Consider the following 23,389-nt stretch of genomic DNA (forward strand, 5'->3'; position numbering starts at 1 on the left):
AACGGTTCAGCACCAGTTCGAAAACCGCGCTGGCCGTTCACTCGGATTGCAGGAGCAGCGATTTCACGCGCGCCTGCGCGGATTCGTCCGAGATAATCTCGACATGCCCGGCGTCCACCCCGAACACCGAAGTGGCCTGCCTCTGGACCTGCGACGGCAACATGCTCGCAAGCGCTGCTACGTCGTCGCCCGAGGATCCGGCCAGCCAGCCCGACTGACGAAAACTGAACAGCAGGTGGTGTGGCGGCAGGTCTTCGAGCGTCTCGTCGTGCCCGAACAGTCCGTTCAGGAACTCACTGCCCGTCGCCATGTCACGCCACACCGGCACGACGACCGGCGAGTGATCGACGCCCTGGCGCGCCGAGGGGTAGCCCGACCAGGGTGTGGAAAGGCTCACGAACGAAGCGATCTGCGCACCCGTGCCCTGCCTGGAACGCTCCAGTAGCCAGGCACGCGCAACCAGACCGCCCATGCTGTGCGCGACCACGTGATAGCGGTCGATATCACGCCGATGCTCCAACTCGCGCATGACCCGGTCGAGATGCCAGGCGATCTGTCCGATTCGCAGACCGGAGGCGTAGTAGAAGTACATGGGCTGGAACTGCTCGCCGTCGAGGTGCTGGATGAGCGGCTCGAGCACTCTGGGTGACCCGTTGATGCCATGGATGAACAACACCGGCGTGCGCTCAGGATCGAGCGGTTCGCGCAGGTAGACGCCCACATGGCCCTGGCGAATGAAATCCAGAGGGCGCCACAAACTGTCGCGCGCACGCTCCAGATCAAAACGCGAATCGCTGAGCGGAACCACGTCACCAAAGGCCGTCAGCTGCCCCAGGCTGGCGGCGGACTCCATTGCGCCGGCAACCAGGTTGCGACCTTCCTGAATGAAAAACGTGCGGCCTCCCTCCAGGCGGTCATCAGATTTCAGGCTGATCGGATTCTCCCGCAGCCGGTCGCCGGCGCCGCAGGCAAACGTGCCTTCACTGTCGGCGCGACTGGCCGGCTCATCGTCGTCAAGTTCCAGGTCGCCGTCGGTGTCTTCGAATGCCAGCAGCCGATACTGCCCGGGTGCGACGGCAAAACTGAACCCGCCCGCCGGGTCAGGCAAAGTGAAGTCGACCGGCTTGGGGGGCACTTCGCTTTCCGCGTCCCCCATGGCCAGGACGACCACCACGGCCTGGCCGCCACCCTCGCCTTGCTGCACCCGTCCTTCGATGACGCACGCCCGATCCATCATGCGCACTTGTTCGTTCAAGTCCCTCAGCATGCATCCACTCGAGAGCAGAACACCGAGACAAGCCATTGCCGCGACGCACCGACCGCGCCATGGCCCCCGCATCATTGAGAATATTCCCCTGTTCAAGATTGCTCTCCCCCGGCTTGTCGTGGGATTTGCGCGGCCGGCCACGCTTGCCGCGAGCCGATCAAAGTAGTATACAGGCGACATATCGGGTTGAGATGGCGCCCGAAGTTCACCCTCGGAGATGACCCCCATGCTGCGATCGCCCACCCAAAGATCCCGCAGCATTACCGAATTGATTCGCGACAATCCCTTTCTGTGCGTGGCCTTTCTTTCGGGGCTTTCGCTGGCCGCCCTGGAAGCCGATGTCGGCTCGCAAGGCATGTTCGAATGGCTGTGGCAGGTTCTCGGCATTGGTTTCAAACTGACCGCCGATTGGCCACAGAAACTCATGCCCGGAATGACCGGATGGCTCAGCATTGCCATGAATATCGTCCTTGGCCTGATTCCCTACCTTCTCGCCGATATCGTCTGGCGCCACCTGCGTAACCGCTGAAAGCCTGGGTGATTGCTATACTGCACCCATCCCCAGACATACAGTGAAACGATGACCCACAAGGATCCGTCGCCTCCGGTCGTGCGCGCCCCGCACGGCCCATCCATCAGTTGCCGTGGCTGGCACCAGGAAGCCGCCATGCGCATGCTCATGAACAATCTCGACCCGGCTGTCGCCGAGCACCCGGACAAGTTGATCGTCTACGGCGGCACGGGCCGGGCGGCACGCAACTGGGACTGCTACCACGCCATCGTCGCCACCCTGAAGCGACTCAAGGACGATGAAACGCTGCTGGTGCAGTCCGGCAAGCCGGTCGGGGTGATCCGCACCCACGACCAGGCGCCCAGGGTGCTGATCGCCAATTCCAACCTGGTCGGACGCTGGGCCAACTGGGACGTGTTTCGCGACCTGGAAGACCGCGGCCTGACCATGTACGGCCAGATGACGGCCGGCTCCTGGATCTACATCGGTTCCCAGGGCATCGTCCAGGGCACCTACGAGACTTTCGCCGAACTGGCCCGCCAGCACTTCAGCGGATCGATGAAGGACAAGCTGACGGTCACCGCCGGCCTCGGTGGCATGGGTGGCGCCCAGCCCCTCGCGGTAACCATGAACGAGGGTCACTGCATTGCCGTGGAAGTCGACGAGACGCGCATCGACCGGCGCGTGGAAACCGGCTACTGCGATCGAAAAGCGACCAGTCTGGATGAGACCCTGAAGATCATCGAACAAGCCAAGGATCCCGTTTCGGTCGGCCTGCTGGGCAACATCGCCGAAGTGCTGCCCGAAATGCTCAAGCGCGGCATCATTCCCGATGCACTCACCGATCAGACCTCGGCCCACGACCTCAGGCACGGCTACATTCCGACCGGACTATCCCTGGACGAAGCCGAAACCATGCGGGAGACCGACCCCAAAAGCTACGACGAGCGAGTACTGGACTCGATGGAAATCCACGTCGAGACCATGCTTAAGATGCAGGATCGTGGCGCGGTCACTTTCGATTACGGCAACAACCTGCGAGGCCAGGTGGCCGATCTGCGCGGCATGAGCAACGCCTTCGACTTTCCCGGTTTCGTACCGGCCTTTATCCGGCCGCTGTTCTGCCGCGGTGCAGGCCCTTTCCGCTGGGCCGCCCTGTCGGGCAATCCGGCCGATATCGCCGCGACCGACGAAGCGCTCCTCGAGTTGTTCCCGGAGAAGGCGCATCTCAGGCGCTGGATCGAGAAGGCACAGGAGAAAATCCAGTTCCAGGGACTACCGGCGCGCATCTGTTGGCTGGAATACGGCGAGCGCGCCGAGGCCGGCGAGAAGTTCAACTGGCTGGTCGAGAAGGGCAAGGTCGATGCACCCATCGTCATTGGCCGCGACCATCTCGACTGCGGCTCGGTGGCCTCGCCCAACCGCGAGACCGAAGCGATGAAGGACGGCTCGGACGCCATCGCCGACTGGCCCATCCTCAACGCCCTGGCGAATACGGCCTGTGGCGCTTCATGGGTATCCTTCCACCACGGCGGCGGGGTCGGTATCGGTTATTCGCTGCACGCCGGCATGGTGTCACTGGCCGACGGCACCCGGTCAGGCTACGAACGTCTCCAGCGCGTACTCACCGCCGACCCCGGACTGGGCGTCATGCGCCACGCCGACGCCGGCTATGAGGAAGCAGTCGAGACCGCGCGCGAGCGCGGAGTCGATATCCCGATGCTGGATGAAACCACCGAAGACACTGAAAACACGGAATAATGATTTATTTTATCGATTCATTCATTTTTTCGGTGTATTCGGTGCATTCGGTGGTTCCCAAAGAAATACGAGGAAGGAACTGACTATGCCCGACGCGAGTGCGACAGTCACGATCGCTTCTCTCTACCATGACCTGAACCGGCGACTGGATGCCTTGCGCTCCGACGACGGTGCCGTGCAACGCTCGCGCCAGTTGGTCGAGCGCGCACTCGAAGGCGACGAGGCCATTTACGGCGTCAACACCGGCTTCGGCGCCCTGGCAAGCAAGCGTATCGATGACGATCAACTCGGGAAGCTGCAACGCAATCTGCTGCTGTCGCACGCCTGCGGCACGGGTGAGCCGGTGCCGATCGAGATCACCCGGCTGATGATGCAGCTCAAGATACACGCGCTAGGTCTTGGTAATTCAGGTATTTCCCTGCCGATCTTCAGGCAGCTTCTCAAGTTCTGCAAACTCGACATCCTGCCCTGGATCCCCAGCCGCGGCAGTGTGGGCGCATCGGGTGACCTGGCGCCGCTGGCGCACATGAGCCTGCCGCTGATCGGTCTCGGACAGTGCTGGAACCAGGAATGCTCGGGTCCGGAACCCGCGCGCAAGACGCTTGCGCGCCACGGTATCGAACCGGTCGAACCCGCGGCCAAGGACGGCATCGGCCTGATCAACGGCACGCAGCTGATGTCGGCCTATGGAGCATTCATTCTCAATCGCGCCGTTCACCTGATGACAGCTGCCGACGTGTTGGGCACGATGAGCCTGGAGGCGCTTCAGGGTTCCGCACGTCCTTTCGACGAACGCGTGCACCATATTCGCCCGCACCCGGGCCAGATCTCGGTTGCCGCCAACGTTCGGCGTTTGCTGGCCGACTCCGAAATTCTCGAATCGCACCGCCACTGCGGCAAGGTGCAGGACCCCTACTGCCTGCGATGCATTCCCCAGGTTCACGGCGCCAGCCGGGACGCGCTCGGCCATGCCATCGAAGTGGTCGAGCGCGAGATCAACTCGGTTACCGACAACCCGCTGGTGTTCGAGGATGGAGACATCATCTCCGCCGGCAATTTCCACGGCCAGCCGCTGGCGCTTTCGCTCGACTACGCTGCCATGGCCCTGTCCGAGCTGGCCAGCATCTCCGAGCGGCGCACCTATCTCCTCCTCGAAGGCCATGACGGCTTGCCCAAGCTGCTGATGAGCGACACCGGAATCAATTCGGGCTTCATGATCCCCCAGTACACCGCCGCCGCCCTTGTCAGCGAAAACAAGGTGCTCTGCCACCCGGCCAGCGTCGACTCGATCCCGACCAGCCTCGGGCAGGAAGACCACGTCTCGATGGGTTCGATCAGCGCGCTCAAGCTACTCAGCGTGCTGCACAACGTCGAACGCGTCATGGCCGTGGAAATGCTCACCGCCGCCCAGGCGCTGGACTTCCGCAGGCCACTCAAACCGGGCCGCGGCGTCCTGGCAGCGCACGAATTCGTTCGTGAGCACGTCAACCATGCCGAAGAAGACTACGAAGTCGGCGCCGACATCGACACCTGCACCCGCCTGCTGCGCTCAGGCGACCTGGTGGGCTCCGTGCAGGCAGAAATTTCGGGGCTTCGATGACTTCAGCTTTTTAATTGTCCACAGATGAACACAGATAAACACAGATGGAAAAGAACACCAATACCCTTCAATGAGTGTGTGGATGCAGCCGACACCGGCGTTGCTACTACACCTGCCTCAAAAAGTAATATTTACTGTTCTTTATGATTTTCTTGTTTTTTAATCTGTGTTCATCTGTGTTCATCTGTGGACAATAGGTTTTTATGAAGTTATTGCGCAACATATCTACCCTGTACCGGGTCCCGGCCGACGGCGCACACGACGACGTTGATGCCGTTGTCGATGCCGCGGTGGCATGGGACGGCGACACGATTCGCTACGCCGGGCCGGCCGACGAGTTGCCGTCGGAGTTCGCCCAGGCCGAGTCTTTCGACGCCGGCGGACGCTGCGTCGTGCCCGGGCTGATCGACTGTCACACGCATCTGTGCTTTGGCGGCTGGCGCGGTGACGAATTCGCCGCGCGGCTCGAGGGTGCCAGCTACCAGGATATCCAGGCCGCCGGCGGCGGGATCAACGCGACCGTGGGCGCGACACGCGAGACCGATATCGATTCGCTCCGCTCGAAGGCGGCCGAGGCACTCGCCGACATGGCCGGACTGGGCGTCACCACAGTGGAAGCAAAATCAGGCTACGGGCTGGATCGCGACAACGAGTTAAAGCAGCTGGAAGTCTATCGGCACCTCCAGACAGAGCAACCACTCGAGCTCGTGCCGACCTTCCTGGGAGCGCATCTCGTGCCCGTGGAATTCCGGGATCGACGAGCCGACTATGTCGAGCTGCTCTGCGAGGAAATGATTCCGGAAGTCGCCGAACGCGAATTGGCCCGCTTCTGCGATGTATTCATCGAAGACAATGCCTTCACGCTGCGCGAAGGCCGCCGCATACTCGAAACGGCCAAGGCACATGGGCTCGGGCTCAAGATCCACGCCGACCAACTCTCTTGCGGCGGCGGTGCGGGACTGGCGGCCGAACTCGGCGCCGTCTCCGCCGAGCATCTCGAGTACGCCTCGGACGAGGACATTCACGCCATGGCCGAGGCCGGCACGGTGGCTGTCAGCCTGCCGATCGCGTCGCTCTACTTGCGAGAGCCCTTCCTGCCGGCGCGCAAATGGATCGACGCCGGGGCCAGGGTGGCGGTTGCCACCGACTTCAATCCCGGCTCGGCGCCAAGCTACCACCTGCACCTCGCCATGACCCTGGCCGCGGTCCACCAGCGCATGAGTCCCGCGGAAGTCCTTCGCGGCGTCACGACGAATGCCGCCCGCGCCATCGGCCTGGAAGCGTCACACGGCAGCCTTGAACCCGGCTACCGGGCCGACCTGGCCATTATCGATGCACCCGACATCAATCACTGGCTCTATCACTTTCGTCCCAACGCCTGCCGGGCAACCCTCAAGGCGGGTCGCTGGCTGCCCCACCCGCCTTGAGGTACCCTGACAGCGAGTTAGAAAATGCACCTTCCACGATCCCGCGAAGCGACACCGAACCCGTCCAGGGGATAATCAGAGATTGAGCAAAAGGACGCAAGAAGTCACTTCCGCCGGTTCCGGAACCCAGGGCTGGGTCAGCCATCTTCGGCGTCGTTTCATCATACTGTCGGCCACATTTTCCGCCGCACTTGTACTACTGGTTATTCTCGGCATCGTCGCTTTCCAGGGACTTTCGGGTGCCCGGGCCTTCGTGAATGGTGAAAGCCAGTGGACCAAGGCACAAAAGCAGGCCGTCATCGCACTGTTCGACTATGCCACCACCGGCAACGATGAACACTACGAGGCGTTTGAAAATGCCCTGACTGTCAATGAGGGTGCCCGCCGGGCAAGGCTGACCCTGTCCAGCGAGGATCCCGACTATGCCGTGGCCCGACAGGGCTTGCTCGACGGGCGCAATCATCCCGAAGACATCGATCTGATGATGCGGCTGTTCGTGCTCGGTCGTTCCTTGCGGCCTTTCCAGCAAGCGGTCGAGGCATGGACCCGAGGCGATGAGCTGATTGCACAGCTCCGATCAGAAGCGGTGACCCTGCGTGAGTTGGTACACGAAAATGGTGCGGCGACTCCACCCGTATTCGAACAGCTGGAATCCATCCGCAGGCTCGATCACCAATTGACCCGGCAAGAAAGCGAGTTTTCGAACGCCATGGGAAGGGTCAGTCACTTCATGACGCGGTGGTTCACCATCGCCATCGCGTCAACCGCACTCCTTTTGGTAGCGGGCGGATTCTTCCTCGCCTGGCGCCTGATCCAGATCAGTGAACGCAGAGAGGCCGCGCTGAAGGAAAGCGAACAACGTTACCGGGCCCTGGTCGATCAGCCGGAAGTGGGCATGTGGCAGATCGATCCGGAGGGTCATATCCTCTACTTCAACCCCGCCATGCGCTCACTTCTCGCAATCGACGATACCGAACGAATCGAAGGGCAGACGATCGAGGAATTCATTTCTCCACGCCATCGAGAGAAAGTCAAGAACAACAGACAGGCCCGCGTTCAGGGACATAACGCTGCCATGGAAGTTGAACTCCAGCCCCGTATTGGTTCTCCCCGCATCGCCCTTGTCCACGGTGCACCCATCCGGATCGGTGAAAACGTGGTCGGCCATGTCGGAACCTGTGTCGACATCACATCTCGAAAGCGGGCTGAAAGCGAACTGCGCTTTCAAGTTCTGCACGATCCGTTGACCGGACTCCCCAATCGCCGGCTATTCCTCGATCGCCTCGAAATGGCGCTCAAGCGTGGCCGCCGTAGCGGTACTTCCGTCGCCATTCTTTTCATCGATCTCGATCGTTTCAAGGTCATCAACGACGGCCTCGGCCATGCTGCCGGGGACTCTCTTCTCAGGCAGGCCGCAGATCGCCTGAAGGGGGTCATTCGCGATAGGGACTCGATCGCGCGCTTCGGAGGAGACGAGTTCGGACTCATCCTCGAACCCGTCGAATCGGAAGAAGCGGCAACGATGCCGGCGCAGAGGATTGCACGAGAGTTTGACCGGGAGTTCAGTGTCGATGATGTCACGACCCGCGTCGGCGTGAGCATAGGTATCGCGGTATCAGGAGATAGCACCGAGGCTCCGGCGGAATTGTTGAGACAGGCCGACATCGCCATGTATCTCGCTAAACGCAAGGACGGTGCTCACATCCATGTCTACGACCCGAATCAGGACTCCTTTCAGCAAGAGCACCTTAGATTCGAGAACGACCTGTGGCGGGCAGCCGAACGCGGTGAGTTGCGGCTTTTCTATCAACCGATTATCGACCTCGAAAGTCGGCGAATCGAAACGCTCGAAGCACTCGTCAGGTGGTCGCATCCCACGAAGGGACTACTGTCGCCTGATCAGTTCATCAGCCTGGCCGAGGATACGGGTGCAATTACACGTATCGGCGCATGGGTATTCCAACGCGCGAGTAGCGATTTTTCACACATGCAGAAGACGCTCGGGGCGCGTTGTCCCACGGCCATTGCCGTCAACCTGTCAGATGCCGAGTTCCGCTTTGGCGACCCCGTTTCCTATATCCAGGAAGCCAGTACCCGGGCTGGCGTCGATCCTGAGAACCTCCAGATCGAAGTCACCGAGAGCATGCTGACCCGGCAACCCGAAGCGCTTCACCGGATCAACTCGCTCGGCTACGGCATTGCCATCGATGATTTCGGAACGGGGTACGCGTCCCTGGACCGGCTTCGCCAGGTACCCTTCAATACAATCAAGATCGACCGATCGTTCATCGCCGGTTTTCAGCATTCCAGGGTCGACCGCAGCATCATCGAGGCGGTCATGCATGTAGGCCAAAGGCTCCGCGTGCAAATCGTGGCTGAAGGTATCGAGAGCGAAAAAGAGGCCCACGCTCTTCTACAGATGGGATGCCAGCATGGACAGGGCTACCTGTTCGCCCGCCCGGGAACCCTCAATGAAATAATGGCTCTGATCGAGGCTGAAACGCCGCCTTCTCACTGACTCATTGCTCAACGCCGTGGTGACTATATCACCAGACTGAATTGCCCGATAACCGGATCGACATCGAACTGATCCCGGAACAGCGGCACTTCACCGCGGATGGACAAGTTGAGGGGGATAGTCAATACAGGCTCATCGCTTCGACTCGAAGGGTCGATCAGCACGAGACTTCCCGTAAATGCATCGCCTTCCTTGGCGCTTGCGGGAGCGAGAAAGCCCACCTTCAGCCGAGTGGCCCCATCCGGACCTTCTTCGACGGCAAGGCTCGCCCAGCTCCCGGTGTCTTTGAGCTGCGGCTGTAAGGTGCGGCCATCCCGGCCGCCGGAAATCAGACTGAGGCCGCGGCGTGCGCCGACGGGCAATGCAATGTCGATCCGGGCAATACCGTGCTTTTGGCAGACAATTTCCAGGGTACCCGGCAACCGCGCTGTTTCCGGGGATTCGAGCGCACGAACCGCGTCCCCAGACGCCATTTCAGACCCGCCATCCGCCTCGAGCACACAGGAATCAGCGCCGACTGCCGACAAGGGCAGCAGAGCCAGCCCTGTGAGCAAGTTCATCAGTTTCAACCGGGCCTTCATGCGATCACTAGTCCCCACCACGCGTGATTAACGTCATCCGCATTGTAGAGCAAGCGGGCCCCGGAAATGAAATCGGCATTTCCGGCGGAATGGGTTAGCATTTGAGCATCGATATCCCAGGCAAAAGGACGGGGATGAATCAGCCGAGCAAACAGGCCGCAGAGCTCGAAGCACTGATCAGGCGCTCTACCGAGCGCGGCGAAGCCTCGCTGGCCAGCATTCTCCCGCTGGTCTACGACGAATTGCGTGCGCTCGCCGCCCGCCAACTCGCGCGGCAGCGGCCCGACCATACCCTGCAACCCACCGCGCTGATCAACGAGGCCTATCTGCGTCTGGCTGGCCAGGACTACGAAAGCTGGAAGGACCGGCGGGAATTCGTAATGGTGGCCGCAACGGTCATGCGTCGCGTACTGGTCGATTATGCGCGCCGGCGGCACGCTGACAAGCGCCCGCAGGAGAAACAGCGCGTCGATATCGACGAGTCCGCACCCGGTCAGTCCTTCGGTCTCGAACTGGTTGCCATCGACGAAGTTCTCGAGCAACTGGCAGAAATCGATGAACGCCAGGCGCAGATCGTGGAATTGCGCTATTTCGCGGGCTTGAGCATGGAAGAAACCGCAGAAACGATGGAGCTTTCGCGCTCCACCGTGGCCAGGGAATGGCGCATGGCCCGGGCCTGGCTCAGGCGGCGCCTGTCGGAGCACGAACTCAATTCCGACTGAACTCCCGCTCAAGCTCGGCCAGCTTGGCGGTGATTCTCTCGCGCAGGTTTGCCCACTGCTCTCCAGAACCCGGCTTCAGCGAGTCCAGTGCCCGCCCATAGGTTTCTGCGGCCTTGGAATGCTTCCCCTGCATGACCTGTGCGCCACCCAACACCTCCAGCGCCGATGCGAGATAAAGGGTTTCGACACCCCCGAACAGTTCCTGGCGCCGCTCCAGGCCAGGCAGGATGTCACGTACCAGTCGCTCGGCCTCGGCGGCCTCACCGTCACGCAGGTGGAGTGCTGCCAGATTCGTGATCGACAGCCGGTAGAGGTAGTGATCCCGCCCCACGGATGCCTCGATCATGCCGGCCGCACGCTCGAACGCCGCAATGCTTTCCTGGTTTCGGCCCAGTCTCGACAAGGCAACACCGAGATTGCCGACAGTATTGGCCATGCGCTGGCTCGGCCCGACAAGACGCTCGTGATCGGACAGCAGTGACTCGAACATCGTCACCGCCTGCTGCGGATCGCTGAGCATCAGTGCCGTGGCATGTACATAACGTCCGCGCAGGCGGCGTGGATCACCCTCGTCATAGACGGTTTCAGCCAGCTGCCGGGCTTTCACCGCGTCCGCCAGGGCTGCTTCCTCCTGGCCGGCAGCCACACGCGCCCCCACCAGGGCGGATCGCGCCTCGAACAGCAATTCGGAACTCGCCGAGGCGTCATCCAGTTCGTCGATGATGGCCTCGAGATCAGCAATGACGGCCTGCGGTGCCTCAGCCAGCACATTGACCTGGTTGCGAAGTCGACGAATCCGCACATGGATCAGCTCCCGGGTATCCTGCAGTTCCTGCGACTGCTCCAGCAGCGCAATCGCCTGCTCATCCGCATCAATGGCCTCAATCGCCCGACCCGCGGAATCGTAGGCTGCACCCAGCTCGGACTGGAGCATGGCCCTTTCATCGGGCTGTAATTTTCCCTGGCGCATCTCCTGTGCCTTTTGCAGCAATGGCACAGCCTGTTCACCGAGTCCGAGCGCGTTGTAGGCCTCTCCAAGCGCCCTGTACATCTGGCCCAGGGCATCCGGATTGCCTCGTTCGGTCTCTGCCAGCTGTTGCCGGCCCCGGTCCAGAATCTCGCGAACGGTCACGTCGTTCCCCCGACTGGGCAGCGAGTCGGCACCTGCAAGAAGTTCGGACACGAATTCGGTGACCGCCTCGGCCCGGTCACGTTCCCAGGCCACTCGGTCAAGCTGTCTTTCCCGATCAACGAGAAAGGCCGCGAGCGCTGCTACGGCCACCAGGCCAAGCGCGAGCGTCAATCGATGTCGCCGCATAAAGCGGCCGCTGCGATACAGCACACCGCCCCCGTACGCCCGAACAGGGCGATACGTCCTGAACCGCTGCAGGTCGTCGGCCAACGAGCGAACCGAATCATAGCGTTTCCGCTCTTCGACATGCATGGCCCGGTCGATTACGCTGGCAAGATCCCGCGGCAGGGGCGTCCCATCACGAGCCCGGGGCTCGGAATAGCGACCCCGAAGAACACGCTCGCGCAACGTTGCCGGGTCGTGGGTTCCTTCAAAAGGCGATTTGCCACCCAGAAGTTCGTAGAGCAGGACGCCCAGTGAATAAACATCGGTAGCCACACTCAGGCCGGCACCCTGGACCTGTTCAGGACTGGCGTACGCCAAGGTCAGCGCCCCGGCACCCTCACCGGCCTCACTATCTGAATCGAGCAGGCGCGCAACACCGAAATCGAGCAACTTCGGCTCGCCAGAGGGAGTAACCAGGATATTGGCCGGCTTGAGGTCGCGATGAATGACCATATGGCGGTGTGCATAGTCGACGGCCTGGCATACCTTGATGAACATTGCCAGGATCTCGGCCCGCGATCGACCGCTCGCCGCCCACTGGTCGATTGGCACGCCCTCGACGAATTCCGTGGCAAGAAAGGGCCTGCCATCGGCCGTCAATCCGCCGTCGATCAACCGTGCAATGCAGGGGTGATCGAGCGCGGAGAGGATGCCGCGCTCGATCGAGAATCGTCGTGACAGCACTTCGTTGTCCGACTCGTGCAGGTGCAGCAACTTGAAGGCGACCGGCTGTCGCAGGTTGCCATCGACGCGCTCGGCTAAATAGACGATACCCATGCCGCCCTGGCCGAGACGCTTGATCAGTCGATAGTTCCTGGGAAGCGGGACCTCCAGGGAAACGTCCTGCAGGGCACCGCGGGCCGCGGCCTGGAAACGTTCCGGCACTTCGTCGTCGGCATCATCTTCAGCGGCCTCGATCAGCCACTCCACTTCCCGCTCGAGGGCTTCGTCCGACGCGCAACGCGATTCGATTATCGCCCGCCGTCGTGCCGGCTCGTACTCGAGTGCTTCCAGGGCGATTGCCTTGGCTTCGCGGTAGCGTTGCCTGGCCGAGTCGTCACTCATCAAGACTGCGCCAACGGTGCGGGTAGGCACCTCAGATTACGCCATAACAGCCTTGCAATGCCAGCAACGCCCGGGGTGATCAGTTAGTGGTTTCCGAGGGGCGCAGAATCGAGGCCCGTGCCGTGAGGTGAACCAGGCTGTTCTCTCGCGTTGCCTCATCGACACCGGACTCGACCAGCGTCATGGTGCCGGTCCGACCTTCGCGCACACCCAACAAGGAATCCGTCAGCAGCTCCCATTCACCTTCACGCCGTTCCTGGACAGCCAGGTTCAGCCAGATGGAGCCGACCGGGGCCCCTTCGGAGGCAATCGGTGGGTCGACCAGGAGTTCGATCTTCCACCCGCTCTCTCCCGTGGCGTCGCTCACCTCGACCGTCGCCGGTTCTCCCGGCTCGACCACCAGCATGGGGGTGCCGCGCTGCTCGCCCTCGATCCACAATTCCATCTCGACCATATATCGATCCGGCTTCGCGGCAGCCGATGTGCTGACGGCCGCGAGTACCGAAAGCAAGCACACCACGATAGCGTTTGCGGCCCGCATCTCAGGCTTCCCGATTACGGAAGCGCTCGGGCAGGATCTCCTGGTCGGGCTGGTCCGCACCTTCCTTCTGCACCGGCATCAGGTCCATCTTGGACACGCCCAGCTTGACCGCCAGGCTGCCGGCCACGTAGACCGAAGAGTAGGTGCCCACGATCACGCCCACGATGAGCGTGAAGGCGAAGGCGTGAATGATCTCGCCGCCGAAGTAGAACAGGGCCGCGAGCACCAGCAGCGTCGTCAGCGAGGTCATCAGCGTCCGGCCCAGCATCTGGTTGATCGAGAGGTTGGTCAACTCGGCCGGCGTTCCCTTGCGGCGCGTCTGGAAATTCTCACGCAGGCGATCGTAGACCACGATCGTGTCGTTGAGCGAATAGCCGATCACGGCCAGGATCGCCGCTACCACGGTCAAATCGAAGCTGACCTTGAACATCGACAGCACGCCGACGACCAGCAACACATCGTGAATCAGCGCGCCGACCGCACCGACGGCGAAGCGCCACTGGAAACGGAAGGAAATGTAGATCATCACGCCGATCAGCACGTAGAGCAGCGCCAGCCCGCCCTGCTCGGCCAGCTCCTGGCCGACCTGCGGGCCGACGAACTCGACCCGACGCATTTCGATGTCGGGTGTCTGTTCCGACACCGCCTCGAGTACCCGGGTACTGATATCGGCACTCGACTCGCCGTCGTCGGCGACCGGAATGCGAATGACGATATCGCTGGCCGTACCGAAAGTCTGAACGACGAACTCCTCGAAACCCTCTTGCTCCAGGGTCTGCCGGACCTCGTTCATTTCCGGTGCCGCGGGATAATGCAGCTCGATCAACGTGCCGCCGGTGAAGTCGAGGCCGAAATTCAAACCGCGGGTCGACAACGAGACGATCCCCGCGATCAGCACCAGCGCCGAAATGACCAGCGCAACCTTGCTGAAGCGCAGGAAATTGATCTTGGTGTCGCTCTTGATGATATCCATGACGATTCAGGGCTCCTCAGATGGCCAGTGACTTGACGCGCTTGCGGCCGCCGTACATGAGACTGACGACACCGCGCGTGCCGAGAATGGCCGTGAACATGGACGTGACGATGCCCAGGCTGAGCGTCACGGCAAAGCCCTTGATCGGCCCGGTGCCGAACATGAACAGCACGATCGCCGCGATCAGCGTGGTGACGTTGGCGTCGGCAATGGTCGAGAAGGCTTTCTCATAGCCGGACCGGATAGAGGCCTGCGGCGTATTGCCATTGCGCAGCTCTTCTCGTATTCGCTCGAAAATCAGCACGTTGGCGTCAACCGCCATGCCGACGGTAAGCACGATCCCGGCGATCCCCGGCAGGGTCAGCGTGGCGCCGAGCATCGACAGCAACGAGACGATCAACACCAGGTTGGCCGTCAGGGCCAGGTTGGCGATCAGGCCGAAAACCCTGTAGTAGACGGCCATGACGATGAGCACCAGCACAAAGCCGATGATGACCGACTGGACGCCCTGGTTGATGTTGTCCTGGCCGAGACTCGGGCCCACGGTTCGCTCTTCGATGATCTGCATGGGTGCGGCCAGGGCACCGGCACGAAGCAGCATCGCAAGCTGGGCCGCCTCGGTCGCCGACCCCAGGCCGGTGGTCTGGAAGCGCTTGCCCAGGGGCTCGCGCGTGACCGCGGCGGAAATCACTTCCTCGACCCGCCGGGTGGTGTGGACTTCCTCGCCGTCTTCCATCCGCGTTTCCGGCCGGTACTCGATGAAGACCACGGCCATGCGCCTGCCGACGTTCTCACTGGTGTGATCGAGCATGCGGCGGGCACCGTCGCCGTCGAGCGTGACCACGACGTTGGGCTGGCCCGACTGCTGGTCGAAACCGGCGGCGGCGCCGATCAGGTTCTCGCCCGAGGCGATGACCTCGCGCGAGAGCAGGATCGGCTCGCCATTGCGATGCTCGTAGAGCTTCGAGCCCGGCGGCACCCGTCCGGTGCGCTCGGCCTCGTAGGGGTCGTTCTCCTCGTCGACGGCCCGGTATTCGATCGTGGCCGTCGCGCCCAGCACGCGCTTCGCCTGGGCGGTATCCTGCACACCCGGCAGCTGCACCACGATGCGGTTGGCGCCTTGCTGCTGGATAACCGGTTCGGCCACGCCCAGCTCGTTGACGCGGTTGCGCAGCGTGGTCATGTTCTGTTCCAGCGCGCTCTGCTGGATTTCCTGCAGGAATTCTTCCGTGATCGTGCCGCGCAGGTTGTAAGTCCGTTCGGAATCGACCGACTCCAGGGCCAGGCCTTCGAGCTCGCGCTCGAGAATCTCGCGCGCCTCGCTGCGATGTTCCTCAGTACGCAGTTCGGCGACCACGCGCTCGCCGGAGGCGCGAACCGAGCGGTAACGAATACCGGCATCACGCAGCAGGCCACGAATGGATTCGACATAGCTGTTCAGCCGCTGCGTTTTGGCGGCGTCCATGTCGACCTGCATCAGGAAGTGCACGCCCCCCTGGAGGTCGAGGCCCAGCACCATCGGCTCGGCTCCCAGCGCCGACAGCCAGGACGGCGTCGCGGGCGCCAGGTTGAGCGCCACCACGTAGTCGTCACCGAATGAATCCCGCAGCGCATCGGCCGCGCGCAACTGGCGATCCGTATCGTCGAAGCGAACCAGTACTCGCTGCGACGAAAAATCGACGGGGCCGTGCTCGACCCCGGCCGACTCGAGTGACCGTTCGACCTGTCCGACGATTTCCTGCTGCAGATCGAACCCGCGCGAAGACGAGACTTGAACGGCGGGATCGTCGCCAAAGATGTTGGGCAGGGCGTAGACAAAGCCCAGGCCGAGCACAATGATCAGCAGGGCATACTTCCAGGGTGGGAATCGATTCATGAGTTGGTCAGTCGTTGATTCTGGTTTTTGCTGCGGACGAACGCGACAAGGGGATCATTCGGATGAGTCGGTTGTTCCCTTCGGCACGACCTGGGCGACGGAATGCTTCTGCAGCTTGATCACGACACCGTCGGCCACTTCCATGGAAACGAAACTATCGCCCACTTCGGTGATCTTTCCCAGCATGCCGCCGGCGGTGACCACCTCGTCACCCACCGACAGGCCGGCGACAAGCTCGCGGTGCTGCTTGTTGCGCTTCATCTGCGGACGAATCAGCAGGAACCAGAAAATGACGACGATCAGGATCAGTGGCAGCAGGCTGCCGAGCATCGAGGGCGCCTGTCCCGCGGCATCCTGCGCCATGGCGCTCGAGATCAGAAAATCCATAGATTATTCCTTCGGTCTGTTGGCGTCTGAGCTTATCTGGGGTCCGTTGACCACGGATACAAACGCGCAATTATTGCACAGGAAGGCCGATGCGGCCACAGCATCTGGCCATGAAACACTTGTTTATCATTCGGGGGCGGCGTTTCGTGCCCGTTTGGGCGGGGTCAGGAATATTCCCCGGACCAGCCCGCTTCGAGCTCGGTGGCCAGCTCGTCGAAACGCCCCGCCTCGATCGCCTCGCGCATGCGCCGCATCAGCGACTGGTAGTAGTACAGGTTGTGGATCGTCGCCAGTCGGTGGCCGAGAATTTCGTTGCACTTGTTGAGATGCTTGAGGTAGGCCCGCGAAAATCGGCTGCAGGTATAGCAGTCGCAGTCGGGATCGACCGGCCCGGTGTCGCGCGCGTGCCGCGCATTGCGGATCTTGATCACCCCCCGGCTGGTAAACAGGTGGCCGTTGCGGGCGTTTCGCGTCGGCATCACGCAGTCGAACATGTCGATGCCGCGTGCGACCGCCGCGACCAGATCCTGCGGGCGCCCGACGCCCATGAGATAGCGGGGGACGTCCCGGGGCAGCAGCGGACAGGTCGTCGAAAGGATCGACTCGCGTTCGCCTTCCGACTCGCCGACACTCAGGCCGCCGATGGCATAGCCGTCGAACCCGATCTCCCGCAGCCCCTCGACCGAACGGCGGCGCAGATCCGGGTACATGCCCCCCTGGACGATACCGAACAGGGCCGCCGGGTTATCGGCGTGCGCCTGTTTCGAGCGCTCGGCCCAGCGCAGGGAACGCTCCATGGAATCACGGGCCTGTTGTTCGGTGGCCGGGTACGGGGTGCACTCGTCGAAGATCATCACGATGTCAGAACCCAGGGCGCGCTGGACAGTCATCGATTCCTCGGGTCCCAGAAAGACCTTCGAGCCGTCCACCGGCGAGGCGAACGTCACCCCTTTTTCATCCATCTTGCGCAGTTCGGCCAGGCTGAATACCTGGAAGCCGCCGGAGTCGGTCAGAATCGGCCCGTCCCAGCCCATGAAATCGTGCAGGTCGCCGTGGGCGGCGATCACATCGGTGCCGGGACGCAGCATCAGGTGGAAGGTGTTGCCCAGAATGATTTCCGCGCCGATCCCGCGCAGTTCCTCGGGCGTCATCGCCTTGACCGTCCCGTAGGTCCCCACGGGCATGAAGGCCGGCGTCTCCACCGTCCCCCGCTCGAACGTCAACCGTCCCCGCCGCGCCTCGCCATCGGCTCCCAAAAGCTCAAACCGCATCGTTAGTCACTTCACACTTAACACTTCACACTTCACACTCACCCAATGAACATCGCATCGCCGTAACTGAAGAAACGATATTCCTGCTCGACGGCATGGCGGTAAGCCGCCAGTACGTTTTCGCGTCCGGCGAACGCGCTCACCAGCATCAACAACGTTGACCCCGGCAGGTGAAAGTTGGTAATCATCGCATCGACTACCCGGAATTCGTAGCCGGGATAGATGAACAGTCTGCTGTCACCGGCAAAGGGCGCCAGCTCGCCTTCGGCCGCCGCCGTCTCCAGGGCACGCACGGCCGTGGTGCCGACCGCCACCACCCGCCCCCCGCGTGATCGCGCTGCCTGTACGGCCGCCACCAGCTCGGGTGAAACCGAAAGCCATTCGGCATGCATGCGATGTTCGGTCACCTCGTCCACGCGCACCGGCTGGAAGGTGCCGGCACCGACGTGCAGCGTACACTCCGCTCGTGCCACGCCCATGTCATCCAGGCGCTCGAAGATCCTTTCGTCGAAGTGCAGTCCCGCCGTGGGTGCGGCCACCGCACCGGGTACGCGGGCATAAACCGTCTGGTAGCGCTCGGCGTCCATCGCTTCGTCAGGGCGCTCGATGTAGGGCGGAAGCGGCATGTGGCCGGCCGCTTCGAGCAGGGCCGACCAGCCGGGTCCGTCAACGATCCCCAGACGCCAGAAGGACTCCTCGCGCCCCAGCACCTCCAGCTCGGCTTCGCCGTCGACGAACAATCGAGTTCCGAACGACACCTTGCGGTTGGCACGAAGCTGGACCACCGCCTCACGATCGTCCACCACGCGCTCGACCATGATCTCGACCCGACCACCGCTTTCCTTGCGCGCCCATAACCGGGCCGGAATCACGCGCGTGTTGTTGAACACCAGCAGGTCCCCGGGCGCGAGCAGCCCGGGCAGATCGGCGAACTGCCGATCATGCCGGCGACCGCTCTCGCGCTCGAGATGCAGAAGCCGACTGGCCGAACGCTCCGGCAAGGGGTATTGCGCGATCAGCTGCTCCGGCAGATCGAATTGAAAGTCGGAAACCTTCATGGGGGTGTCCATCGAACCGAGCGCCATTGTAGCGGCACCGCCCCGTCGACTCGCATCTTTAAGAACGCGGTGAATCCGGATATCCTGCCTTTTCCTAGAATGGTTGCCCGCAAGATGACCGATACCCGGCCCGTAAGCGCCTTCACGCCAGGCCAGTTCCGCGACCGTTTCCGGATTCCCGACGGCGGCAGTGGCGAGCCGGGTATCTACCTGTGCGGCAACTCCCTGGGCGCGCAACCGAAAGCCGCGGCCGATGCCGTCGACAGCGAACTCGAGCGCTGGGCGAGGCTGGGTGTCGCCGGCCACTTCGACGGCCCGACGGCCTGGACGGAATATCACGAACTTCTGACCACGCCACTGGCAGGCCTGTGTGGGGCGCGCGATATCGAAGTGGTCGCGACCGGCACCCTGACCGCGAATCTGCACCAGATGCTGATCAGCTTCTACCGGCCGCGGGGCAAGCGCCGGCGCATCCTGATGGAGAAAGGCAGCTTCCCCTCCGACCGCTATGCGGTCGCCTCGCAGGTCCACCTGCATGGCCTGGACCCGGAACACGATGTGGTGGAACTGGCCCCGCGACGCGACGGCCTGTTGCACGAGGAGGATGTCGAGGACTATCTCGAGCGCTACGGCGAGCAGGTCGCCCTGGTGCTCTGGCCGGGCGTACAGTACGCCACCGGCCAGGTCTTCGACACCGCAAGAATCTGCCGGGCCGCGCAAAAGGCCGGTTCGGCCGTCGGCCTCGACCTGGCCCACGCCGTGGGCAACGTGCCGCTGAACCTGCACGAGGACGGCCCCGATTTCGCCGTGTGGTGCAGCTACAAGTACCTCAATGCCGGCCCGGGCGCCATCGCGGGCTTGTTCGTGCACGAACGGCACGCCCACTTCGACGGCCCCCGCCTGGCCGGCTGGTGGGGCCAGGACGTACACACGCGCTTCCAGATGCGGCCGCGGTTCCGCCCCGAGGCGGGCGCGGCCGGCTGGCAGCTCTCCACCCTGCCGATCCTCGCCACGGCGCCTTTGCTCGCATCGCTGCAGTTGTTCGAGGAAGCCGGCGGCATCGAAACGCTCCGCCACGCCTCTCTGGAACTCACCGGCTACCTGGCGCACCTCCTCCAGCAGGAACTGGAGGACGAGATCGATATCGTCACGCCATTGGAACCGCACCGACGCGGCTGTCAGCTGTCGCTGCGCCTGCATGCCGGCGAGGCCGCCGGCCGCCGACTTTTTGAACGCCTCGAAGCCCACGGTGTCACATGCGACTGGCGCGCACCGGACATCATCCGGGCCGCCCCCGCACCGCTTTACAACAACCGCGAAGACGTGGAACGCTTCGTCGAACTGACCGGCAAACTGCTTGCCGCCGACACACGCTGATCGATCATGCAGCATAAACCGATCACCCTGGCCTTGGTCGCACTGGCGATTTCGATCGTGCTTGCTTTCGCGGTGGCATTGACCGACGTGGGCCAGGAACAGGTGTTGCGCTTGCTCGGACAGCTGGAGGGCGTCGTCACCACGCATTTCTGGCCGGGCGTGGTCGTCTACATCCTGGCATTCGCAGTGCTGATCACGATTACATTACCGTTGGCGACGGCGTTCACGATTACCGGCGGTTTCCTGTTCGGTGCCTGGGTCGGCTCCGCGGCTGCACTCGCCGGCATGACGCTGGGCGCGATACTTACTTTCACCCTGATGCGTTTACTGGGCGTGCGTGAGGACAGCGCCTTCCTGCGCAAGGGGCGAACCCGAACCGCGCTCGAAATCATGGATCGCAACGCTGTCTTTTACGTCACGCTGCTGCGGATCGTGCCTGTCGCCCCCTGCTTTGCCGTCAACGCCGGGGCGGCCATCACCCGCATCGATTTCGTCCGCTTCGTGGTTGCCTCGCTGGTCGGCCTCACGCCCTCGGCCATCGTCTACGCGGGGGTCGGCTCGGGCCTGGATACCCTGCTCGAAGCCCAGGAAGTGATGTCGCCGACCATTCTGCTCAAACCCCAGATCGGTCTGCCCATGCTGGGCGTGGTCGTATTGGTCTCCATCTCCTGGCTGTTCAGGAACCGCCTGCCCGGCCTGACGCCGGAAGCCTGAAAACGACGAAGTCCTCGCTCTCGTGCCAGGGTGCGCCCGTGTGCGCCTCGAACGCCTCGATGCAGGGCTGGAGGTCGGGAAGCGGACGCCGCTCATGCTCGAACGGGTTGCTGAGTGGAAAGACCACGAATCGATTGATTTCATCTTCAGCCTGCAGCACGTCGCTCAGGAAGACGAAACGACCAAGCTCGATATCAAGCTCGCTTTCCGGCCGCAGCTCACCCCAGGTCCAGTCGGTACAAAGACCGCTGATCATGCCGATCTGAATTGGAAGCTGGTGGGACCGCTGGTACTGGGAAATCGGCGTGAAGTGCGTTTCGAAATGCCAGGCCGCCTCGATCAGCCGCCATTGCCCGGGCTCGTTGGCTATCTTGTTGTAGAAGTCCGGGATCTCCAGGGGCGACATGATGGAATGGAAGATGCTGCGCTCGAAGTTGTAGTCGATCTGGTATCTCACCGAGTTGGTGAACTGATTGACACCGCTGTAGGTCGCCGGCAGCGGGCCGGCAAGATACAGCCCTGCCACCACGGCAGCGCAAGCCGGGAACATCCAGACACGGCGGCAACGCAATCGATCGATACAAAGCGCGACGATCCGGACCAGCCCGATCGCCAGCAGGCCCAGAACCAGCGGCATGGAGATCACGGTGTAGCGCACCAGCACCAGGGCATTGCGAACCCATTCCGGCCCCAGAAGCTGGATGATTACCCCCGAAACCAGGGTCAGTACCAGCCAGAAGCACAGGAAACTTCGATCCCGCAGCCACAGGATGCGCGCCCCGACGGCTACCGGCACGGCCAACACTGCGGCCAGCCAGGGACTGCCGATACCGAGCACCATCTCCCAGGTTCGCATCAGCGTCTGCAGTTCGATCGAGTGCTTCCCGGCCTTGACCGCAATCGACGCTGTGTCCGCCAACAACGGCGGCAGGATCAGGGCGCTGCAGGCGGCCGTCGTCAGTCCGCCCAGCGCCATCACGGACCAGAACGGGCGTGACTCACCGGCCCGATACCAGCGATGAATGCCGGCAATGGCGAACCAGGTCAGCGCCGTTCCCGTGTACAGGGTCGTCAGCGGATGAAGCCAGGCAGCGGTGACGGCGCAGAGGAAGAAACCGATGGCCCGCCCGCGGCCGCCATGCCGCCACCACTGCCACAACAGAATCATCGCTGCAAACCCGAGCAACACCACGAGTGCATACGGGCGCACGAAGCGCGAGAAATGAATCAACAGGGGTGATACCGCGATGAGCGCGGCAAGACTCAGTCTCTCGGCTGATTGCAACCACGGCCTGAGCAAGGTGGGCACAATCACGATCGCGGCCAATCCAAAAACCATGGGCAGAAGGCGCATCTGCCATTCGTAAAGCCCGATGGAATCGGCCAAGCCCCGGAACAGCAGGGTCAGCGGAATCGTGTAGTCTGCATGGCCAAAAGACAGAAAGATCTCGGCATAGCCTGCCTGCATGAGGCGATGCAGTGCATGCCACTCGTCATCGAGCAGAATCTGGATGTCAATCTGCCAAAAGCGCAACCAGGCGCCTGCCGCCACAACAGCCACCCAGACAAAAAGCGCGAGCGGACGCCCTGGCTGGATCGATCCGGCCGTCACGAGTCGAAAAAGCGGGAACGAATCAGGCCAGTACGACCCATCAGGTGCTGCAGGGAAACCCCGATAACGCCAAGCCCGTAAGTCACCGAGCGGCGAAAGTTGATCGAAGAAGCATCACCGAAATAGTGAGTCGGACAAGTGACTTCGCCGATCCGGAAGCCCCGGGCCAGGACCTGCGCCAGAACCTGGTTGTCGAATACGAAGTCGTCGGAGTTGGCTTCCAGGTCGAGTTCCGCAAGGAGCTTACCGGAGAACGCCCGATAGCCGGTGTGATACTCGGACAGCTTGGCGCCAGTGCAGAGGTTCTGGAAAGCCGTCAGCAGGCGATTGGCGACGTACTTGTACACCGGCATGCCACCGCTGATGGCACCACCACCGAGAATCCGCGACCCGAGCACCACGGGAAAGAGCCCGCTGGCAATCAGCTCCGCCATGGCCGGAATCAGGCGCGGATTGTACTGGTAGTCCGGGTGCAGCATGATCACGATGTCAGCGTCCAGATCCATCGCGGTGCGATAACAGGTCTTCTGGTTGCCGCCGTAGCCGCGATTCTCGTCGTGACTTATGACGTGATCGATCCCCAGCCTGCGCGCCAGATCAGCAGTGTCGTCCTGACTGGCATCGTCGACCAGGACGATGGCGTCGACCACATCGCGCGGCACTTCCGCCAGCGTCTGTTCGAGCGTTCTGGCGGCATTGTAGGCGGGCATGACCACCACGACCTTGTGATCCCGGATCATCTGGACCCTCTTGCCGGTTCAGATATCAAAC

Annotated in this window: 19 protein-coding genes; 8 read left to right on the forward strand and 11 right to left on the reverse strand. The window is 62.4% G+C overall.

What is annotated here, in order from left to right:
- Positions 1–37: 37 nt before the first annotated feature.
- Positions 38–1,267 (reverse strand): triacylglycerol lipase, encoded by a 1,230-nt coding sequence (locus DZK26_RS03005; RefSeq protein ID WP_181918378.1) that lies wholly within the window; start codon positions 1,265–1,267, stop codon positions 38–40.
- A gap of 226 nt (positions 1,268–1,493) precedes the next feature.
- Between DZK26_RS03005 and DZK26_RS14250 the strand changes: the two genes are divergently transcribed.
- The 5 genes from DZK26_RS14250 (at position 1,494) to DZK26_RS03025 (ending at position 9,084) form a co-directional block, all read left to right on the forward strand.
- Positions 1,494–1,796 (forward strand): hypothetical protein, encoded by a 303-nt coding sequence (locus tag DZK26_RS14250; protein WP_181918377.1) that lies wholly within the window; start codon positions 1,494–1,496, stop codon positions 1,794–1,796.
- Positions 1,797–1,847: 51 nt separating this feature from the next.
- Positions 1,848–3,539, forward strand: a complete 1,692-nt coding sequence (gene hutU / locus DZK26_RS03010; RefSeq protein WP_116898151.1) for a urocanate hydratase — start codon at positions 1,848–1,850, stop codon at positions 3,537–3,539.
- 85 nt (positions 3,540–3,624) lie between these two features.
- On the forward strand, positions 3,625–5,139 hold the full coding sequence (hutH, locus tag DZK26_RS03015) for a histidine ammonia-lyase (RefSeq protein WP_116898150.1): 1,515 nt from the start codon (positions 3,625–3,627) through the stop codon (positions 5,137–5,139).
- A 203-nt stretch (positions 5,140–5,342) separates the two neighbouring features.
- Positions 5,343–6,566 carry an imidazolonepropionase gene (gene hutI, locus DZK26_RS03020; protein WP_116898149.1) on the forward strand — a complete coding sequence of 408 codons (1,224 nt, stop codon included), beginning with the start codon at positions 5,343–5,345 and terminating at the stop codon, positions 6,564–6,566.
- Between the two features lie 82 nt (positions 6,567–6,648).
- Positions 6,649–9,084, forward strand: a complete 2,436-nt coding sequence (locus DZK26_RS03025) for a bifunctional diguanylate cyclase/phosphodiesterase (RefSeq protein ID WP_116898148.1) — start codon at positions 6,649–6,651, stop codon at positions 9,082–9,084.
- 23 nt (positions 9,085–9,107) lie between these two features.
- Here the strand turns inward: DZK26_RS03025 and DZK26_RS03030 are convergent, their stop codons facing one another.
- Positions 9,108–9,653, reverse strand: a complete 546-nt coding sequence (locus DZK26_RS03030; RefSeq protein WP_147306652.1) for a hypothetical protein — start codon at positions 9,651–9,653, stop codon at positions 9,108–9,110.
- A 146-nt stretch (positions 9,654–9,799) separates the two neighbouring features.
- Between DZK26_RS03030 and DZK26_RS03035 the strand changes: the two genes are divergently transcribed.
- Positions 9,800–10,387 carry an ECF-type sigma factor gene (locus tag DZK26_RS03035; RefSeq protein ID WP_116898146.1) on the forward strand — a complete coding sequence of 196 codons (588 nt, stop codon included), beginning with the start codon at positions 9,800–9,802 and terminating at the stop codon, positions 10,385–10,387.
- Here DZK26_RS03035 and DZK26_RS03040 read toward each other — a convergent pair.
- The 7 genes from DZK26_RS03040 to queA all read right to left on the reverse strand — a co-directional run bounded on the left by DZK26_RS03040 (position 10,374) and on the right by queA (position 18,915).
- Positions 10,374–12,809 carry a serine/threonine-protein kinase gene (locus DZK26_RS03040; RefSeq protein ID WP_116898145.1) on the reverse strand — a complete coding sequence of 812 codons (2,436 nt, stop codon included), beginning with the start codon at positions 12,807–12,809 and terminating at the stop codon, positions 10,374–10,376. The two genes, DZK26_RS03035 and DZK26_RS03040, sit on opposite strands and share 14 nt — an antisense overlap.
- 79 nt (positions 12,810–12,888) lie before the next feature.
- Positions 12,889–13,263 carry a hypothetical protein gene (locus DZK26_RS03045; protein WP_147306651.1) on the reverse strand — a complete coding sequence of 125 codons (375 nt, stop codon included), beginning with the start codon at positions 13,261–13,263 and terminating at the stop codon, positions 12,889–12,891.
- Positions 13,264–13,351: 88 nt separating this feature from the next.
- Complete coding sequence (secF, locus tag DZK26_RS03050) at positions 13,352–14,323, reverse strand: protein translocase subunit SecF (RefSeq protein WP_116898143.1); 972 nt, start codon at positions 14,321–14,323, stop codon at positions 13,352–13,354.
- 16 nt (positions 14,324–14,339) lie between these two features.
- The gene (gene secD, locus DZK26_RS03055) at positions 14,340–16,199 is read right to left on the reverse strand and encodes a protein translocase subunit SecD (protein WP_116898142.1); all 1,860 of its coding nucleotides are present in this window, start codon (positions 16,197–16,199) and stop codon (positions 14,340–14,342) included.
- 54 nt (positions 16,200–16,253) lie between these two features.
- Positions 16,254–16,586, reverse strand: a complete 333-nt coding sequence (yajC, locus tag DZK26_RS03060; RefSeq protein ID WP_116898141.1) for a preprotein translocase subunit YajC — start codon at positions 16,584–16,586, stop codon at positions 16,254–16,256.
- A 164-nt stretch (positions 16,587–16,750) separates the two neighbouring features.
- Positions 16,751–17,857, reverse strand: a complete 1,107-nt coding sequence (gene tgt, locus DZK26_RS03065) for a tRNA guanosine(34) transglycosylase Tgt (RefSeq protein ID WP_116898140.1) — start codon at positions 17,855–17,857, stop codon at positions 16,751–16,753.
- A gap of 38 nt (positions 17,858–17,895) precedes the next feature.
- Positions 17,896–18,915 (reverse strand): tRNA preQ1(34) S-adenosylmethionine ribosyltransferase-isomerase QueA, encoded by a 1,020-nt coding sequence (gene queA, locus DZK26_RS03070; protein WP_116898179.1) that lies wholly within the window; start codon positions 18,913–18,915, stop codon positions 17,896–17,898.
- Positions 18,916–19,029: 114 nt separating this feature from the next.
- Between queA and kynU the strand changes: the two genes are divergently transcribed.
- Together kynU and DZK26_RS03080 are read left to right on the forward strand one after the other, a co-directional pair.
- Positions 19,030–20,292, forward strand: coding sequence for a kynureninase (gene kynU / locus DZK26_RS03075; RefSeq protein WP_116898178.1), 1,263 nt, complete (start codon positions 19,030–19,032; stop codon positions 20,290–20,292).
- A gap of 6 nt (positions 20,293–20,298) precedes the next feature.
- On the forward strand, positions 20,299–21,006 hold the full coding sequence (locus tag DZK26_RS03080) for a TVP38/TMEM64 family protein (RefSeq protein WP_116898139.1): 708 nt from the start codon (positions 20,299–20,301) through the stop codon (positions 21,004–21,006).
- Here DZK26_RS03080 and DZK26_RS03085 read toward each other — a convergent pair.
- Both DZK26_RS03085 and DZK26_RS03090 read right to left on the reverse strand, forming a co-directional pair.
- The gene (locus tag DZK26_RS03085; protein WP_147306650.1) at positions 20,969–22,540 is read right to left on the reverse strand and encodes a hypothetical protein; all 1,572 of its coding nucleotides are present in this window, start codon (positions 22,538–22,540) and stop codon (positions 20,969–20,971) included. The two genes, DZK26_RS03080 and DZK26_RS03085, sit on opposite strands and share 38 nt — an antisense overlap.
- A gap of 74 nt (positions 22,541–22,614) precedes the next feature.
- Positions 22,615–23,358: a glycosyltransferase family 2 protein gene (locus DZK26_RS03090; RefSeq protein ID WP_116898137.1), complete on the reverse strand. Its 744-nt coding sequence runs from the start codon at positions 23,356–23,358 to the stop codon at positions 22,615–22,617.
- Positions 23,359–23,389: the final 31 nt, after the last annotated feature.

It is taken from the genome of Wenzhouxiangella sp. 15190 (assembly GCF_003417465.1).
GTDB lineage: Bacteria > Pseudomonadota > Gammaproteobacteria > Xanthomonadales > Wenzhouxiangellaceae > Wenzhouxiangella.